Origin of the sequence: Janibacter sp. CX7 (assembly GCF_024362365.1) — a bacterium.
Classification (GTDB): Bacteria; Actinomycetota; Actinomycetes; order Actinomycetales; family Dermatophilaceae; genus Janibacter.
The window spans coordinates 1415424-1432045 of record NZ_CP101464.1; the positions used below are offsets into that span (position 1 = coordinate 1415424).

The following is a 16622-nucleotide window of genomic DNA, read 5'->3' on the forward strand; positions in this document are numbered from 1 at the left end:
AGGGGGGTGGCCACCTAGGGGTGGTGACCCCCCTTCGTCGTGCGTGCTGTGCAAGCTCCCAACCCTGCATGACCCTGGGGTTGTGCAGGGTTGTGACCTCCGAACTCTGCAAGACCCTAGGGTTTTGCAGAGTTCTGGTGGGGTGGGTTCAGGGGCGTACACTCGAACACGTGTTCGATCAGTCAGTGCGCCCGCCGGTGCGGACGGCGCTGCCCGGGTCGCCGGGCGCGCGGACCGAGGCTGCGGGGGCGAAGGGGGGACCGCCGGGGTGGCCGGACCGGGTCCCGCCGCCCGGGGTGCGCGGCTGGCAGCCGGCAGCGGTCTCGTGGCTGCTCGACCTGTGCCCGCCCGACTACCGCGGGCACGCGGTCCTGCGGCGCCACCCGATCGCCCTGGCCTGGCTCGCCGAGCAGCACGTCGCCGCCCAGGTCGAGGCGATGCGGCAGGCCTATCGCACCGTGCGGGTCGACCTCGCCGAGGCCCTGCCCGAGGGGACCGTCGACGCCCTGCTCGTGTGCCTCGAGCACGAGGGGCTGCGGCTGCGCTCGGCGCAGCGCAGCATCCTGCTGCTGCGCGAGGCGCTCGACGGCAATGTCTTCGTCGAGCGGCTGTGACCCCCTTCGCCCGACATGGTGAGGACCGAGGCGGGTCACAGCCACGTGCCAGCCTTCGAGACGTAGACTCAGGCGGTTCCCGACACCGGAAGGAAGCCCGCGTGGCAGTCCTCGAGACGATCACCTCTCCCGCCGACCTCAAGCGACTCCCCGACGAGCTGCTCGACACCCTGGCGCAGGAGATCCGTTCCTTCCTCGTCGCCGAGGTCTCACGCAGCGGCGGGCACCTCGGCCCCAACCTCGGTGTCGTCGAGCTGACCATCGCCCTGCACCGGGTCTTCGACTCGCCCGACGACACGCTCGTCTTCGACACCGGTCACCAGTCCTACGTGCACAAGCTGCTCACGGGGCGGCAGGACTTCAGCGCGCTGCGCACCCGTGACGGGCTCTCCGGCTACCCGAGCCGGGCCGAGTCCGAGCACGACGTGGTGGAGAACAGCCACGCCTCGACCTCCCTGTCGTGGGCCGAGGGCATCGCCAAGGGCTACCGCCTGCGCGGCGAGGAGCGGCACGCCGTCGCCGTCATCGGCGACGGTGCGCTCACCGGCGGCATGGCCTGGGAGGCGCTCAACAACATCGCGGCCGACAAGGACCTGCCGCTCGTCATCGTCGTCAACGACAACGAGCGCTCCTATGCGCCGACCATCGGCGGCCTCGCCGACCATCTCGCGATGCTGCGGACCAACCGTCAGTACGAGCAGGTGCTCGACTGGGGCAAGGACAAGCTCAACCGCACCCCGGTCGTCGGGCGGGCGGCCTACCAGGCCATCCACTCGATGAAGAAGGGCGCGAAGGACTTCTGGGCGCCGCAGGGGATGTTCGAGGACCTCGGCATCAAGTACGTCGGCCCCGTCGACGGGCACGACGAGGCGAGCGTCGAGCAGGCACTGCGCCGGGCCAAGGCCTTCGGCGGGCCGGTTCTCGTCCACGTCATCACGCAGAAGGGCCGCGGCTACGAGCACGCGGTCGGTGACGAGGCCGACCAGTTCCACGCCGTCGGCAAGATCAACCCCGAGACCGGCCTGCCGCTCGAGATCGCCGGTCGCTCGTGGACCGACGAGTTCGGCGACGAGATGCTCGCGCTCGGGGCCGAGCGGCCCGAGGTCGTCGCGATCACCGCCGCGATGATGATGCCCGTCGGGCTGCAGCCCTTCGCGCTGGCCCACCCGGACCGGATCTTCGACGTCGGCATCGCCGAGCAGCACGCGACGACCATGGCGGCCGGACTCGCCTTCGCCGGGATGCACCCGGTCGTCGCGATCTACGCGACCTTCTTGAACCGCGCCTTCGACCAGCTGCTCATGGACTGCGCCATGCACAAGGCAGGCGTGACCTTCGTCCTCGACCGCTCCGGCGTGACCGGCCCCGACGGCGCCAGCCACCACGGCATGTGGGACATGTCGCTCGCGAGCATCGTGCCCGGCCTGCGCCTGGCCGCCCCCCGCGACGGGCAGCAGATCAGGGTCGCCCTGCGCGAGGCCGTTGACGTCGAGGACGGCCCGACGGTCATCCGGTTCCCCAAGGGCAGCGTCGCCGACCCGCTCGAGGCCGTCGCGACGGTCGACGGGCTCGACGTCCTCGCCGGTGACCCGGCGGTCGACCCCGAGGTGCTCGTCGTCTCGGTCGGCTCGATGGCCGGCACGGCGACGACGGTCGCCGAAAAGCTTGCGGCAGAGGGCCACTCGACGCTGGTCGTCGACCCCCGCTGGGTCCTGCCGGTGCCTGCGGCCCTCGTCGAGCTCGCCGCTCGCTCCGGCCGGGTCGCCGTCATCGAGGACAACAACGTCTCCGGCGGCGTCGGCGCCGAGGTCGCCCGCGTCCTCGACGAGGCCGGCGTCACCGCGCCGGTGCACCGCTTCGGCCTGCCCAAGGAGTTCCTCGCCCACGCCTCCCGCGCCCAGGTGCTCGAGACCGTCGGGCTGACGCCCGAGCCGATCGTCGAGCGGCTGCGCGCGCACCTCTGACCCGACCACGAGACGAAGGGGGCGGGACCCCCTTCGTCGTGGTGCGGCGTGCCATGACCCGGCGCCAAGAGTGGTGCGACAACCCACGCCACGGCGTGACCGCCACCGGTTGACTCCCGCCATCGGTCGAGCGTCAACGGTTCTCGTTGCAGCAAAGGCGCGAGCGCTCGCCGGGGTGGAGGTCCTGCCATGTCCATGTCGTGGAAGCTCGCTCTCGCGAGCGTCGCCGTCAGCCTGAGCGTCACCGCGTGCGGTGCCCCCGGCAGCCCCGGGTCGGGCGGCGACGGGGGAGACGCGGACGGGCCGCACAAGGTGGGCCTCGTCTACAGCAAGTCGGGACCACTCGCGACGTACGGCGCCCAGTACCGCGCCGCCTTCGACGCCGGCATCGACTACGCCACCGACGGCACCGGAGAGGTCGACGGCCAGCCGATCGAGATCACCGAGAAGGACGACGCCGGCGACCCGGCCAAGGCCGTCTCCGGCGCCACCGACCTCATCGGCCAGGACACGAAGATCATCGCTGGCTCGACGGCCTCGGGCGTGGCCCTGCAGGTCGCCCCGCTGGCCGAGGACAACAAGGTCCTCTTCATCTCCGGTCCGGCGGCGGTCGACGGCGTCACGGGCGCCAACGACTACACCTTCCGCTCCGGCCGCCAGACCTACCAGGACGTCGCGACCGCCGGGACGATGCTCGGCGACGTCAAGGGCAAGAAGGTCACCGTCCTGGCCCAGGACAGCGCCTTCGGCACCGCCAACATCGACGCGGTCAAGAGCGTGCTCGGTGCCCAGGGCGCGAAGGTGACCGCCGTCGAGGCGCCTGCGGGAGCCAAGGACTTCACCCCCTTCGCCACGAAGATCAAGGCCGGCTCGCCCGACCTGCTCTTCGTCGCGTGGGCCGGCGACAACGCGACCGCGATGTGGAGCACGCTGTCCCAGCAGGGCGTCTTCGACGAGACCAAGGTCGTCACCGGTCTCGACATCAAGGCGACGCACGCGCTCTTCGGCGAGGCCGGGACCAAGATCGACTTCCTCAGCCACTTCTTCGCCGGCGCCGCCGACAACGAGGCCTACACCGCGCTGGAGGAGAGCCTGGCGAAGGACGGCGAGGAGGTCGACCTCTTCAGCACCGACGGCTTCGTCGCCGGCCAGATGGTCGTCCAGGCGATCAAGGAGGGCGGCAACGACCCGGACAGGATGGTCAAGGCCCTCGAGGGGTGGAGCTTCGAGGGGCCCAAGGGTCCGATGGAGATCCGCGCCGAGGACCACGCGCTGCTGCAGCCGATGTTCACCGTGTCGCTGGAGAAGAAGGGCAAGAACTTCGTGCCCGTCCTCGGCAAGACGATCGACGCCGCGGACGTGGCCCCGCCCGTCGCCGGGTCGAAGTGATCGCCGCTGCCGGTGTCGGGTGGCGCATCGGCGGCGCGCGGATCCTCGAGGACATCACGCTCGAGGTCGGCGTCGGCGAGCTGCTCGGCATCATCGGTCCCAACGGAGCGGGCAAGTCCTCGCTCGTCAACATCCTCTCCGGCGTCACCCGGCCGAGCGACGGGCGGGTGACGTTGGGGGAGGACGACGTGACCCGGCTGAGCGCGACGAAGCGCGCCCGTCGGGGGCTCGCCCGGTCCTTCCAGACCTCGGCGCTCTTCGACGGGCTGTCCGCGAGGGAGAACGTGCGGCTGGCCATCCAGGCGGCGGGGCCGGCGCCCTTCTCGCCCTTCCGCGCGGCCGGGGCCGTCGGCGGGGACCGGATCGACGACCTGCTCGCGCGGGTGCGGATGCCCGGGAAGGGGCAGACCCTCGCCCGGGACCTGTCGCACGGCGATCGCCGCAAGCTCGAGCTGGCGATGGCGCTCGCGTCCGACCCCAAGGTGCTCCTGCTCGACGAACCCATGGCCGGCGTCTCGGCCGAGGACGTCGACGGGCTCACCGAGATCATCGGAGACGTGCGCGACAGCGGTGTCTCGGTCGCCATGGTCGAGCACCACATGCACGTCGTGCTCGGCCTCGCCGACCGGGTGGCCGTGCTGCACCACGGTCAGCTGCTCGCCGTCGGCAGCCCGACCGAGGTCACCTCGGACGAGCGCGTCCAGCAGGCCTACCTGGGAGAAGCACTGTGAACGACACGACCACGCCGCCGGTCCTCACCGTCGAGGACCTCCACGTGCGCTACGGCGGCTCGCACATCCTCCAGGGCGTCTCCTTCGAGGTGCCGTCCACCGGGGTCACCGCCCTCCTCGGGCGCAATGGCGTCGGCAAGACGACGACCCTCAAGGCGCTGCTCGGGCTGGCACCCCGCACGGGCACGATCCGGCTCGACGGGCAGGAGATCCAGGGACGTCAGACGGTCCGGATCGTCCGCGACGGCATCGGGTACGTCCCCGAGGACCGGGAGGTCTTCGGTGGCCTGAGCGTCGACGAGAACCTGCGCCTCGTCGATGCGGCGGCCGGGGCGGACGCGCCGATCGTGCGTGACCTCTTCCCCGACCTGGTGACCCGTAGGGACCAGCGGGCGGGGACGCTCTCCGGCGGGCAGCAGCAGATGGTCTCGCTCGCGCGGGTCCTCCTGCGGGACAACCGGCTGCTCCTCATCGACGAGCCGACCAAGGGCCTGGCGCCCAAGCTCGTCACCGAGGTCGCCGACGTCCTCGCCGAGGTGGCCCGCACGACCCCGATCCTGCTCGTGGAGCAGAACCTGCCGCTCGTGCGCCGCATCGCCGACACCGTCGTCGTCCTCGACGCCGGCAGCGTCGTGCACACCGGCACGGCGGCCGACCTCGTCGCCGACCAGGAGCTCACCCGCGAGCTGCTCGGGGTGTCGATGCGAAGGGAGAGCGCGGCATGAGCGACCTGACCCTGATCCTCGGCACCGGCCTCGGGCTGGGCGCGCTGTACTTCCTCGCCGCGGCCGGGCTCAGCCTCATCTACGGACTGATGGGCGTACTCAACTTCGCGCACGGCGCCTTCATGATGGCCGGCGCCTACGCCGGCTGGGAGACCATGCAGCGCCTGCCCGGCGAGCTGTCCGTCGGCGTGCGACTGCTCGCTGCGGTCGTCGTGGCGCTCCTCGTCGGTGCCGTCATCGGTGTGGTCGTCGAGGTGTGTCTCATCCGCCCCCTCTACAAGCACCACATCCAGCAGGTGCTCGTCACCGTCGGGCTCTCCCTCGCGGCGGTCGCCGTCGCCCAGGCCGTCTGGTCCGCCGACCCCAAGCCGGTGGAGAAGCCGTCGTGGATGGCGTCGACGACCCAGCTCGCTGGCGCGCACCTGCCCAACGACCGGCTGCTCTTCGTCCTCGTGGCCGGGCTCGTCTTCGCGGGGTTGCACGCCCTGCTGCGCTACACGCGCCTCGGGCTGGTGATCCGGGCCGGGGTCGAGAACCGCACGATGGTCGAGGCACTCGGCATCAACGTGCGGGCGACCTTCACCATCGTCTTCGCGATGGGCGGGGCCGCCGCCGCGCTCGCCGGTGTCCTGTACTCGCAGTACGCCGGCTCGGTGTCGCCCGCCCAGGGTGGCTCGCTGCTCATCTACGCCTTCATCGTCGTCGTCATCGGGGGCATGGGGTCGCTCACCGGCACCGCGGTCGCCGCGGTCGCCGTCGGGCTGGTGCAGCAGCTCGCCAACTACTACGCGGCCAGCGGCGTCGGCGACCTGTCCGTCGTCCTCCTGCTGGCCCTCGTCCTGCTGGCTCGTCCCGCCGCCATGAAGGGAGCACCCGCATGAGTGCCCGATCGGTCGCCAAGGCCCTCCCGGGCCTGGCCCTCCTGCTCGTCCTCGTCGCCCTGCCCTACGTGTCGGCGACGGTCCCGGGCGTGCTGCCCGGCCGGGTCAACGGCCCCGGCTCCTTGCAGCTGCTCGCCACCTGCTTCATCTTCGCCGGCTTCGCGCTGGGCTACGACGTGATCTTCGGCCGCACCGGTCTGCTGAGCTTCGGCCACGCGCTCTTCGTCGCGGCGGGCAGCTACCTGCTGACGATCTCGCTGTCGTCATGGGGGACCTCGCTGCCCGTCGCGGTCCTCCTCTCGCTCGGGGTGACTCTCCTCCTCGCGCTCGTCGTGGGTGGCATCGCCCTGCGGGTCGGTGGCATCGCCTTCGCCATGGTGACGCTCGCCTTCGCCCAGGCCGCGTCGATCGTCGTGCTGCGCAACCCCGGCGACGTCACCGGCGGTGAGGAGGGGCTCATCCTCAGCCGTGAGGCGGTCCCGGCGTTGCTCGTCGGGGTGCACAACGCCCCCTACCGCTACTGGCTCGCGCTCGCCTTCGTCGTCCTCGCCTTCGTCGCCGTGGCGCTGCTCGTCCGCACCCGCGCCGGGCACGCCATGGCCGCCGTCCGTGAGAACGAAGAGCGTGCCGCCGTCCTCGGCTACGACGTCTACCGGGTCAAGCTCCTGGCGATCGTCGTCGGCGCCGTCCTCGGTGGCCTCGGAGGCATCGTGCACGCCATCGTCCTCGGCGGCTCGAGCCCGCACGTCACGACGACCGAGTTCACCCTCGCGCTGCTCGTCATGGTCGTCCTCGGGGGAGCGGGTCGGCTGTGGGGCGCGGTCGTCGGCGGGTTCGTCTACCACTACGCCGACGCCCGGCTGGTCGAGGTGAGCGGCTCGTCTGTCGTCGCCTCCATGCCCGACATCGTCCAGCGCCTGCTCGGGGAGCCGCTGCTCATCCTCGGCGTGCTCTTCATCGTCGTCGTGTACTTCGCGCCCGAGGGGCTCACCGGCCTGGGCGCCCGACTGCTGCAGCGCTCCCGGTCCGGCCGATCCCGGCAGACCGAGGGCGCTCGGGGCCTCCTGCCGAGGAGGTCGGACGCATGAGCCCCGACGAGTCGACCTTCGTCATCGAGCAGCCCGTGGGCTCGCTCGCGGTCCACGACCTCACCGTCGCGCCTGCGCGCGAGGGGGCACCCGTCGTGCTCGCCGTCCACGGCATCACCGCCAACGGGCTCTCGTGGCGTGCGCTCGCCGACGAGCTGCACCGACGTCACGGGCCGGGGGCGGTCCGGGTGCTCGCACCGGACCTGCGGGGCCGTGCGGCCAGCCGTGAGGCGTCAGGCCCCTATGGTCTGGCGGTCCACGCCCAGGACCTGGCCACGATCTCGGCGGTCTTCGGCGTGCGGCCGGTCGTCGTCGGGCACTCGATGGGAGCCTTCGTCGCCGCGCTCGCCGCCGCAGCCCAACCGGGCCTCTTCAGCTCCGTCGTCCTCGTGGACGGCGGGCTGGCCTTCCCCGCACCTGCGGACCTCGACATCGACGCGGCCCTCCAGGCCGTGATCGGGCCGGCCATGGACCGCCTGGCGATGCGCTTCGAGAGCCCCTCGGCCCACCTGGGCTTCTGGGCCCGGCACCCCGCGGTCGGCCCGCTGCTCGCGGGTCCGGCGGCATCAGTCGTGCGGGCCTACCTCGGTCACGACCTCGTGCCGGCGCCCGACGTGCCGGGCCGGTGGATGAGCTCGTGCATCCTCGACGCCGTCCGCGCGGACGGTGCCGACGTGCTCGCCGACGCGACCGTGCACGCGGCCGCACGGCGAGCGGTCGAGCAGGACGTGCACCTCGAGCTCGTGTGGGCCGAGCGGGGGCTCATGGACGAGCCCCAGGGGCTCTACGACGAGTCCCGGCTGGCGGCGCTCGACCTCCCTTCGTCCCTGGCGATGCACCGGGTCGAGGCCAACCACTACGACGTCATCCTCACCGGGGAGGGGCTGACGACCGTCGCCGACGTCGTCGACCGATCGTTGGGCGACGGGTAGAGGTGCCAGCGACCGGATAGTCGGTCGGGGATACCTCAACCTGGCGTCAGCGGCTCTCGAGCAGTCGTCGCATGCGCAGGGCGAGCTGGATCTCCAGCGCGCGGTCGGGGTGCTGCCAGTCGTCCCCGAGCAGGGCGGAGACCCGAGCCAGTCGTTGCGCCACGGTGTTGACGTGGACGTGCAGCTCGCCGGCCGCGTGGCGCGGGCTCGAGCCGGCGGCGAAGTAGGCCACGAGGGTGCCGACGAGGTCGCTGCCCCGCTCCGCGTCGTAGTGCAGGACCGGACCGAGGACCGACTGGACGTAGTCGTGGACGTCGGGGTCGGAGCCGACGATGAGGCCGGCGAAGCCGAGCTCACGGGCCGCGGCGCCCGTGCCCGAGCGCCCCAGGGCGATGAGCGCGCCGGCGGTCCGGGCGCCGTCCTCGAAGGCCCGGGGGAGGTCGTCGACGTCGGTCAGCGGGCCGCAGCCGCCGACGGTCAGTCGGGGTCCGCGGGTGACGCGCTCGGCGAGCGAACGGGCGAGGTGGTCGGCGTCGTCGCCCCCGACGAGGGCGACGATCGCGCCGTCGTGCGTGCCGACGAGCGAGCCCTCGCCGAGGAGCGTGCTCACGGTGAGGGCCAGCGCGCGCTGCTGCGTGGGGTCGCCGCCCCGGGCGACGAGGAGGCACATCGGCTCGCGCGGCTCGAGGCCGGCCGAGCGCAGGTAGCCGGTCCGTTCCTCGTGGCTGCCGCGACCGCTCAGCAGGTCGGCGAGCAGTCGGTTGCGGGCGGTCTGGCGGGCGTCGTCGGCCTGGCGCTCGAAGAGCAGGACGAGGGCGGTGACGACTGCGGCCCGCTCCACCGTGCGCTGGTCGGCCTCCTCGAGGGTGCCCGGGGCACCGACGACGAGGGTGCCGAGCTCCTCGTGCGAGGCGATGACGCCGATGGCGTGCACCCCGTCCTCCTCGACGAGTCGCCCGGCCTCGTGCCGCGCGCGGTCGACGACGGGCAGCGAGAGGAGCGCGTCCCGGTCCCCGTCGGGGGCCGGCGCCGGCCCGAGGGTGCTGCGCCGCTCGCCGGTGCCGTCGAAGAGCACCGCCCACCCACCGAGCAGGTCGACGAGGGCCCGCGTGACGTCGGCGACGCCACCGCCCTCGAGCACGACGGAGGCGAAGCGGTCGTGGGCCGCCGCGGCGCGCGCGACACCGGTGGCCTGCTGCCGGACGGTCTCGTGCGCCTCGGTGAGGGCGGCGAAGGCCGTCTGCGCGTCGGCGAGCGCACGGGTCTGGACGATGGCCAGGGCGGCGAAGGCCGCGAGGTCGCCGAGGAGGACGACCTCGGACCGGGAGAAGGGGCGCGGGCTGCGGTTGGCCGCGAAGAGCACCCCGACGAAGTTGGACTCGACGATGAGCGGGGTGCCGCAGATGGCGATGATGCCCTCGTCGCCGACCCCGTGGTCGATCTCGTGGGTGTGGCTGAAGCGCTCGTCGGCGGGGTAGTCGGCCGTCCAGTAGGGCTTGCGGGTCGAGGCGACGAGCCCGCCGAGGCCGTCGCCGAGAGAGAGCCGCAGCGACTGGAAGTCCGCGGACACCGAGCCGTCGGTGACCTTCATGAAGGTGTCGCCGGCCTCGGGGTCGTAGAGCGTCAGGTAGGCCAGGTCGGTGCCGATGAGGGTGCGGGCCCGCCGCACGATGGCCTCGAGGACGACCTCGGGTTCCTTCTCGGTCGACAGCTCGCGGGCGATGTCGAGCAGCGAGGACTGCGCCGACTCCCGTCGCCGGTGCAGCTCGCGGGTGGCTCCGATGCGCAGGGCGAGGTCGCGGGCCCGCTCGGGGGCCGGCGCGTCGGCGAGCTGGTCCACCGGGGCGTCTGCGGCGAGCAGCTCGAGCAGGTGCACCACCTGCTCGGTCTGCTCGTGATCCTCGGTGCCCGACATGGCCTGCATCCTAGGTACGCGGCCGCTCAGTGTGCGGTCCAGCCCCCGTCGACCGGCAGCGAGGACCCCGTGATGCTCGTGGCGGCGGGGGAGCAGAGGAAGAGCGCCATCGCGGCCACCTCGTCCACCTCGACGAGACGCTTGATCGCGACCGGTCCGAGCATGATCTGCTCGAGGACCTCCTCCTCGGCGATGCCGTGGGTGCGGGCCTGGTCGGCCACCTGCTTCTCCACGAGCGGGGTGCGCACGTAGGCGGGGTTGAGGCAGTTGCTCGTCACGCCGTGGGCAGCGCCCTCAAGGGCCACGACCTTGCTCAGCCCCTCGAGCCCGTGCTTCGCCGAGACGTAGGCCGACTTGTAGGCGCTGGCTCGCAGGCCGTGGACGCTCGAGACATTGATGATCCGGCCCCAGCCCTGGGCGTACATGTGCGGCAGGACCGACCGGATGAGCCTGAAGGGGGACTGGAGCATCAACCTGTGGATGAGGTCGAACTTCTCGACCGGGAACTCGTGGACCGGGCTGACGTGCTGGATGCCGGCGTTGTTGACGAGGACGTCGACGTCCTCGGGCAGGTCGGCCAGCCCGTCGAGGTCGGCGAGGTCGACGGCCCGGGTCTCCACGGCCAGGTCGGGCAGCCCGCCGGCCAGGGAGGTCAGACCCCCTTCGTCGAGGTCGACCGCGGTGACGCGCGCCCCTGCGGCAGCGAAGCTCGCGACGCAGGCGGCGCCGATCCCGCTCGCGGCGCCGGTGACGAGGACGTGACGACCGGTGAGGTCGGTGAGGAGTGCGGACTCGGGCTGCTGGCTCATGACGAGCAAGGTACGAGCCCGACCACGCCGGCGAGGTGGTGTGCCGCCACGTGATATCGGTGAAATGGTGTGGCGACACACCCACGCCGCGGCTCGTGGCCGGTGCGACCATCGACGGCGCCACACCTGGCGTCGGCCCGGCCGACGCCACCCCTGATCCCCCGAAAGTAGGAGACACCGATGTCCCTCGGACTTGTCGGCATCATCGCCTCGCTCGGCCTGCTGATGTATCTGGCCTATCGCGGCATCAACGTGCTGATCCTCGCCCCGATCCTCGCCCTGCTGGCGACCCTGATGTCCGGGGGGCCCTTGCTCGCCACGTACACGCAGGTCTTCATGCCGGCCCTGGGCAAGTACGCCATCACGTACTTCCCGCTCTTCCTCCTCGGCGCGATCTTCGGCAAGCTCATGGACGTCAGCGGCTCGGCCAAGGCGATCGCCGACTTCATCGTCGACAAGATCGGTGCGCAGCGCGCGATCCTCGCGATCACCCTCGCCTGCGGCATCCTCACCTACGGGGGTGTCTCGCTCTTCGTCGTCGCCTTCGCCGTCTTCCCGATCGCCGCGGCCCTCTTCAAGGAGTCGGGCATCCCGAAGCGGCTCATCCCGGCGACCATCGCGCTCGGCTCCTTCACCTTCACGATGACCGCCCTGCCGGGCACCCCGGCCATCCAGAACGCCATCCCCTCGCCCTACTTCTCGACCAATGCCTTCGCGGCGCCCGGCCTCGGCATCATCGCCGGCCTGATCATGTTCGTCGGCGGTGTCGCCTGGCTGCAGTACCGCTCGGGCAAGCTCGTGGCCGCGGGTGAGGTCTACGAGCCCCCGGTCGCCACCGGGGGTGGCTTCTTCGGTCGTGGCCGCACCGGCTCCGACGACGCGCCGCGCGGCGACGCCGACGGTGAGGGTGCCGTCACCGTCAAGGAGAAGGTCGAGGTCGAGCAGAGCGAGGCCGATGCCCAGCTCATGGACCGTCCGCACGTGCCGTGGGTGATCGCCTTCGCGCCGATCGTCGTCGTCATCGCGCTCAACTACGCGCTCGTCAACTGGATCTTCCCCTCGATGGACTTCGCCTACCTCAAGCAGGAGGCCTACGGCTCCGTCGGCATCGACGACGTCGCCGGCATCTGGGGCATCATCGTCGCCCTCGTCGCGTCGATCGCCCTGGTCCTCGCGGCCAACTGGACCCGGCTCGTCGACGTCAAGGACGCGGTCAACGAGGGCACCATGGGCTCGCTGCTGCCGATCTTCAACACCGCCTCCGAGGTCGGATACGGCGCCGTCATCAGCTCGCTCGCGGCCTTCGGCACGATCAAGGACGCCGTCCTCGGTGTCTCGAGTAGCCCGCTCATCTCGCTGGCCCTGTCGGTCAACGTCCTCGCCGGCATCACCGGCTCCGCCTCCGGCGGCATGAGCATCGCGCTCGAGGCCCTCGGCGACCAGTTCAAGACGATGGCGGTCGAGCAGGGCATCTCGCTCGAGCTCGTCCACCGCGTCACGGCGATCTCCTCCGGCGGCTTCGACGCCCTGCCGCACAACGGCGCGGTCATCACGCTGCTGGCGATCTGCGGCCTGAGCCACCGCCAGTCCTACAAGGACATCGCGGTCGTCGCGATCGCCGTCCCGGTGCTCGCCCTGATCACGATCATCGTGCTGGGCTCGGTCTTCGGCAGCTTCTGACGCAGGCCCCGTCGCGAAGGCGCCGCCCTGAGGAGGCGCGCCAGCGCCACGACGAAGGGGAGGCCCCCACCGGATCACCGGTGGGGGCCTCCCCTTCGTCGTGGACCGTCCGCGGCGGCGTCAGCCGATGTCGCGGAAGGGGTGCACGCTGGCACCCAGGGCGTTGAGGCGCTCGGCGAGGTCCTCGTAGCCGCGGTTGATGACGTAGACGTTGCGCAGGTAGGACGTGCCCGGGGCGGCGAGCATCGCCAGCAGGACGACGACTCCGGGGCGCAGCGCGGGCGGGCAGGTGACCTCGTTGGCGCGCCAGCGGACCGGGCCCTCGACCAGCACGCGGTGCGGGTCCATGAGCGTGACCCGGCCACCGATCTTGTTGAGCTCGGTCAGGTAGATCGCGCGGTTGTCGTAGACCCAGTCGTGGATCGTCGTCGTGCCCTCGGCGCAGCTGGCGATGAGCGCGAAGAAGGGCAGGTTGTCGATGTTCAGACCCGGGAAGGGCATCGGGTGGATCTTGTCGATCGGTGCCTTGAGCGGCCCGGGGTGGGTCGTGATGTCGACGAGCCGGGTGCGGCCGTTGTGCGCGAGGTACTCCTCGGAGAGCGAGTACTGCATGCCCATGCCGGTGAGGGTCGCCAGTTCGATCTCGAGGAACTCGATGGGGGAGCGGCGGATGGTGATCTCCGACTTCGTGACGACGGCGGCCGCGATGAGGCTCATCGCCTCGATCGGGTCCTCGCTCGGCGAGTACTCGACGTCGACGTCGATCTCGCGCGCACCGGTGACCACGAGCGTGGTCGTGCCGATGCCCTCGACCCGGACGCCGAGCTTTTCGAGGAAGAAGCACAGGTCCTGGACCATGTAGTTGGGCGAGGCATTGCGGATCGTCGTGCGGCCCGGGTGGCGGGCGGCCGCCATGAGCGCGTTCTCGGTCACGGTGTCGCCGCGCTCGGTGAGCACGAAGGTCTTGTCCTGCGTGCCCTGGCCGGTCACCCGGGCCTCGTACCAGCCGTGCGTCGCCTCGACGTCGAGACCGAAGTGGGTCAGCGAGGTCATGTGCGGCTCGACCGTGCGGGTGCCCAGGTCGCAGCCACCGGCGTAGGGCAGGCGGAAGGAGGGGAACTCGTGCAGCAGCGGGCCGAGGAACATGATCACCGTGCGCGTGCGGCGGGCGGCCTCCTCGTCCATGCCGTCGAGGTCGAGCCGCTCCGGCGGGATGATCTCGAGGTCGGAGCTGTCGGGCAGCCAGCGGGTCTGCACGCCGATGGAGTGCAGCACCTCGAGGATGCGGTTGACCTCCTCGATGCGGGCGAGGTTGCGCAGCGTCGTCGTGCCCTTGTTGAGCAGCGAGGCGCACAGCAGCGCGACGGCGGCATTCTTGCTCGTCTTGACGTCGATGGCGCCGGAGAGGCGGCGGCCGCCCTCGATCTGCAGGTGGACGGCGCCACTGGTCGAGGTACGGGTCAGCGCGACGAGCTCGGTGTCGAGCGCTTCGCTGATCCGGGCGAGGTTGTCGAGCGTGAGGTTCTGCCCTCCAGCCTCGATGCGCGCGACGGCGCTCTGGCTCGTCTCGAGCTTGGTGGCGAGGTCGGACTGCGACAGGCCGGCGCGGTGACGCGCCTCCTTGATCGTCGTGCCGATGCGGGCGAGGTAGTCATCAGACATGCCGACAACGGTAACCCATATATGAGATATGTACAGCCCGTGTGGTTCCCCGCGTGTCGCCCCACCTCGATGCTGCCACACCCGGCCCATGACGAAGGGGAGGCCCCGCGCCGTGGCGGGACCTCCCCTTCGGGCTGACGCGGACGCGCCGAGCCGTGATCAGGCCGGGACGCTGGCCGCACCCGGCGGCAGGAAGCGCTGACCGGTGACCTTCTCCGAGACGCCCTCACGGTCCAGGAGCGGGGTGAGGCCGCCGTTCCAGAACTGGAAGCCGGCACCGGTGATCATCGCGAGGTCGATGTCCATCGGGGCCTGCGCGACACCGTCGTCGAGCATCGTGCGCACCTCCTCGGCGAGGACGCCGAGGACGCGCTCGCGCACCTGCTGCGCGGTGAGCACGACGGGGGACTCCGGAACGGTGAGCAGCTCGGCCGCTCCCTCGTCGTCGTAGGAGCGCTTGCCGGCCTCGACGAGCGCCTTGAGGTTCGGCGAGACGTAGAAGCGCTCGCCGAGCTCACGGTGGAGCGTCTCGCTGTTGTGCAGCGCGATCGCCGGGCCGACGAGACCGACGAGGACCAGCGGCGGCATCGGGGCCAGGCCCGCGATGCCCTCGTTGGCGACCTCGACCGGCGTGCCCTCGTCGACGATCTTCGAGAACTCGCCCATGAAGCGACCGAGCAGACGGTTGGCGATGAAGGAGGGGCTGTCCTTGACGAGGATGCACGTCTTCTTCAGGCCCTTGCCCGTGGCGAAGGCCGTCGCCAGCGCGGCGTCGTCGGTCCGCTCGCCCGGGATGATCTCGAGCAGGGGCATGACGGCGACGGGGTTGAAGAAGTGGAAGCCCACGACCCGCTCCGGGTGCTGCAGCTCGGACGCCATCTCGGTGATCGAGAGCGACGAGGTGTTGGAGGCGAGGACGCACTCGGGGGTGACGATCTGCTCCACCTCGGCCCAGACCTTCTTCTTGACGCCCATCTCCTCGAAGACGGCCTCGATGACGAAGTCGGCGTCGGCGAAGCCCTCCTTGCTCGTGGAGCCGGTGATCAGGCCCTTGAGCTGGTTGGCCTTGTCCTGCGTGATCTTGCCCTTGGCGAGGGACGCGTCGATCTCGCCGTGGACGTAGGCGACGCCCTTGTCGACCCGCTCCTGGTCGAGGTCGGTCATGACGACCGGCACCTTGAGCGAGCGGATGAAGAGCATCGCGAGCTGGCTGGCCATGAGGCCGGCGCCGACGATGCCGACCTTGCCGACGGGGCGCGCGAGCGCCTTGTCGGGTGCGCCGGCGGGGCGCTTCGCCCGCTTCTGCACCAGGTCGAAGGAGTACAGGCCGGCGCGCAGCTCGTCACCCATGAGCAGGTCGGCCAGGGCCTCGTCCTCGGCGGCGAAGGCAGCATCGCGCTCGGCGGTGCGGGCGGCGGTCACCAGCTCGATGGCCCGGTAGGGCGAAGGGGACTTCCGTGCGGTCTTCGCGTCGGCCAGCTTCGTGGCGGCCGCGGCAGCGGCCTCCCACACGGCGGCGTCGTCGCTGACCGGCTCGCGCTCGACCTTCGTCTCGCCGGCGAGGACACCCGCGGCCCAGATGATCGACTGCTCGAGGAAGTCGGCGGCGTCGAGGAGGGCGTCGGCCAGGCCGAGCTTCGCCGCGGCCGGGCCGTTGAGCATCCGGTTGGTGTTGAGCGGGTTCTCGACGATGACCTTGAGGGCCTTCTCCGGACCGACGAGGCGGGGGAGCAGGTAGCAGCCGCCCCAGCCGGGGACGAGCCCGAGGAAGACCTCGGGCAGCGCGATGGCCGGCACGGCCTTGCTCATCGTGCGGTAGTCGCAGGCCAGCGACAGCTCGACGCCGCCGCCCATCGCCGCGCCATTGACGAAGGCGAAGGTCGGCACGGGCAGGTCCATGATCGCCGCGTAGGCCGCGTGGCCGGTGCGGGCGATCTCGAGCGCCTGCTCGCGGCTGGTGATGCCCGGGACTCCGGTGAGGTCGGCGCCGACGGCGAAGATGAAGGGCTTGCCGGTGACGGCGACGGCGACGATCTCGCCGGCCTCGGCGCGCTGCTGCAGCGTGGCGACGGCGGCGCGCAGGCCGGCCATGCCCTCGAGGCCGAAGGTGTTGGGCTTGGTGTGGTCGTGGCCGTTGTCCAGCGTGACGAGGGCCAGCGTGCCGCCGTCGGCGGGGAGCTGGACGTCCTGGACGAGGGCGCGGGTGACGACCTCGGGCTTGGGCTCGCTCAT

Annotated in this window: 13 protein-coding genes; 9 read left to right on the forward strand and 4 right to left on the reverse strand. The window is 71.4% G+C overall.

The genetic code is table 11. The features are described from left to right. The first annotated feature begins 170 nt into the window (after positions 1-170). The 8 genes from NMQ01_RS06905 to NMQ01_RS06940 all read left to right on the forward strand — a co-directional run bounded on the left by NMQ01_RS06905 (position 171) and on the right by NMQ01_RS06940 (position 8324). A complete protein-coding gene (locus tag NMQ01_RS06905; RefSeq protein WP_255186121.1) occupies positions 171-614 on the forward strand; it encodes a hypothetical protein in 444 nt (147 codons plus the stop codon). Between the two features lie 101 nt (positions 615-715). Then, the gene (dxs, locus tag NMQ01_RS06910) at positions 716-2578 is read left to right on the forward strand and encodes a 1-deoxy-D-xylulose-5-phosphate synthase (RefSeq protein ID WP_255186122.1); all 1863 of its coding nucleotides are present in this window, start codon (positions 716-718) and stop codon (positions 2576-2578) included. A 189-nt stretch (positions 2579-2767) separates the two neighbouring features. Next, a complete protein-coding gene (locus NMQ01_RS06915; protein ID WP_255186123.1) occupies positions 2768-3967 on the forward strand; it encodes a substrate-binding domain-containing protein in 1200 nt (399 codons plus the stop codon). Further along, positions 3964-4698: an ABC transporter ATP-binding protein gene (locus tag NMQ01_RS06920; RefSeq protein ID WP_255186124.1), complete on the forward strand. Its 735-nt coding sequence runs from the start codon at positions 3964-3966 to the stop codon at positions 4696-4698. Before NMQ01_RS06915 ends, NMQ01_RS06920 begins: the two co-directional genes overlap by 4 nt. Next, positions 4695-5423, forward strand: a complete 729-nt coding sequence (locus NMQ01_RS06925; RefSeq protein WP_255186125.1) for an ABC transporter ATP-binding protein — start codon at positions 4695-4697, stop codon at positions 5421-5423. The genes NMQ01_RS06920 and NMQ01_RS06925 overlap by 4 nt, the downstream gene beginning before the upstream one ends. After that, positions 5420-6304 carry a branched-chain amino acid ABC transporter permease gene (locus tag NMQ01_RS06930; RefSeq protein WP_255186126.1) on the forward strand — a complete coding sequence of 295 codons (885 nt, stop codon included), beginning with the start codon at positions 5420-5422 and terminating at the stop codon, positions 6302-6304. The genes NMQ01_RS06925 and NMQ01_RS06930 overlap by 4 nt, the downstream gene beginning before the upstream one ends. Next, on the forward strand, positions 6301-7392 hold the full coding sequence (locus tag NMQ01_RS06935; RefSeq protein ID WP_255186127.1) for a branched-chain amino acid ABC transporter permease: 1092 nt from the start codon (positions 6301-6303) through the stop codon (positions 7390-7392). Before NMQ01_RS06930 ends, NMQ01_RS06935 begins: the two co-directional genes overlap by 4 nt. Then, positions 7389-8324 (forward strand): alpha/beta fold hydrolase, encoded by a 936-nt coding sequence (locus NMQ01_RS06940; protein WP_255186128.1) that lies wholly within the window; start codon positions 7389-7391, stop codon positions 8322-8324. Before NMQ01_RS06935 ends, NMQ01_RS06940 begins: the two co-directional genes overlap by 4 nt. A gap of 46 nt (positions 8325-8370) precedes the next feature. Here NMQ01_RS06940 and NMQ01_RS06945 read toward each other — a convergent pair whose 3' ends face one another. Together NMQ01_RS06945 and NMQ01_RS06950 are read right to left on the reverse strand one after the other, a co-directional pair. Next, complete coding sequence (locus NMQ01_RS06945; protein ID WP_255186129.1) at positions 8371-10239, reverse strand: helix-turn-helix domain-containing protein; 1869 nt, start codon at positions 10237-10239, stop codon at positions 8371-8373. Between the two features lie 26 nt (positions 10240-10265). Then, positions 10266-11048 carry a 3-hydroxybutyrate dehydrogenase gene (locus NMQ01_RS06950; protein ID WP_255186130.1) on the reverse strand — a complete coding sequence of 261 codons (783 nt, stop codon included), beginning with the start codon at positions 11046-11048 and terminating at the stop codon, positions 10266-10268. A gap of 180 nt (positions 11049-11228) precedes the next feature. Between NMQ01_RS06950 and NMQ01_RS06955 the strand changes: the two genes are divergently transcribed. Then, positions 11229-12728: a GntP family permease gene (locus tag NMQ01_RS06955; protein ID WP_255186131.1), complete on the forward strand. Its 1500-nt coding sequence runs from the start codon at positions 11229-11231 to the stop codon at positions 12726-12728. 120 nt (positions 12729-12848) lie between these two features. Here the strand turns inward: NMQ01_RS06955 and NMQ01_RS06960 are convergent, their stop codons facing one another. Continuing rightward, a complete protein-coding gene (locus NMQ01_RS06960; protein WP_255186132.1) occupies positions 12849-14390 on the reverse strand; it encodes a UDP-N-acetylglucosamine 1-carboxyvinyltransferase in 1542 nt (513 codons plus the stop codon). Positions 14391-14549: 159 nt separating this feature from the next. Further along, positions 14550-16622, reverse strand: coding sequence for a 3-hydroxyacyl-CoA dehydrogenase NAD-binding domain-containing protein (locus tag NMQ01_RS06965; RefSeq protein WP_255186133.1), 2073 nt, complete (start codon positions 16620-16622; stop codon positions 14550-14552).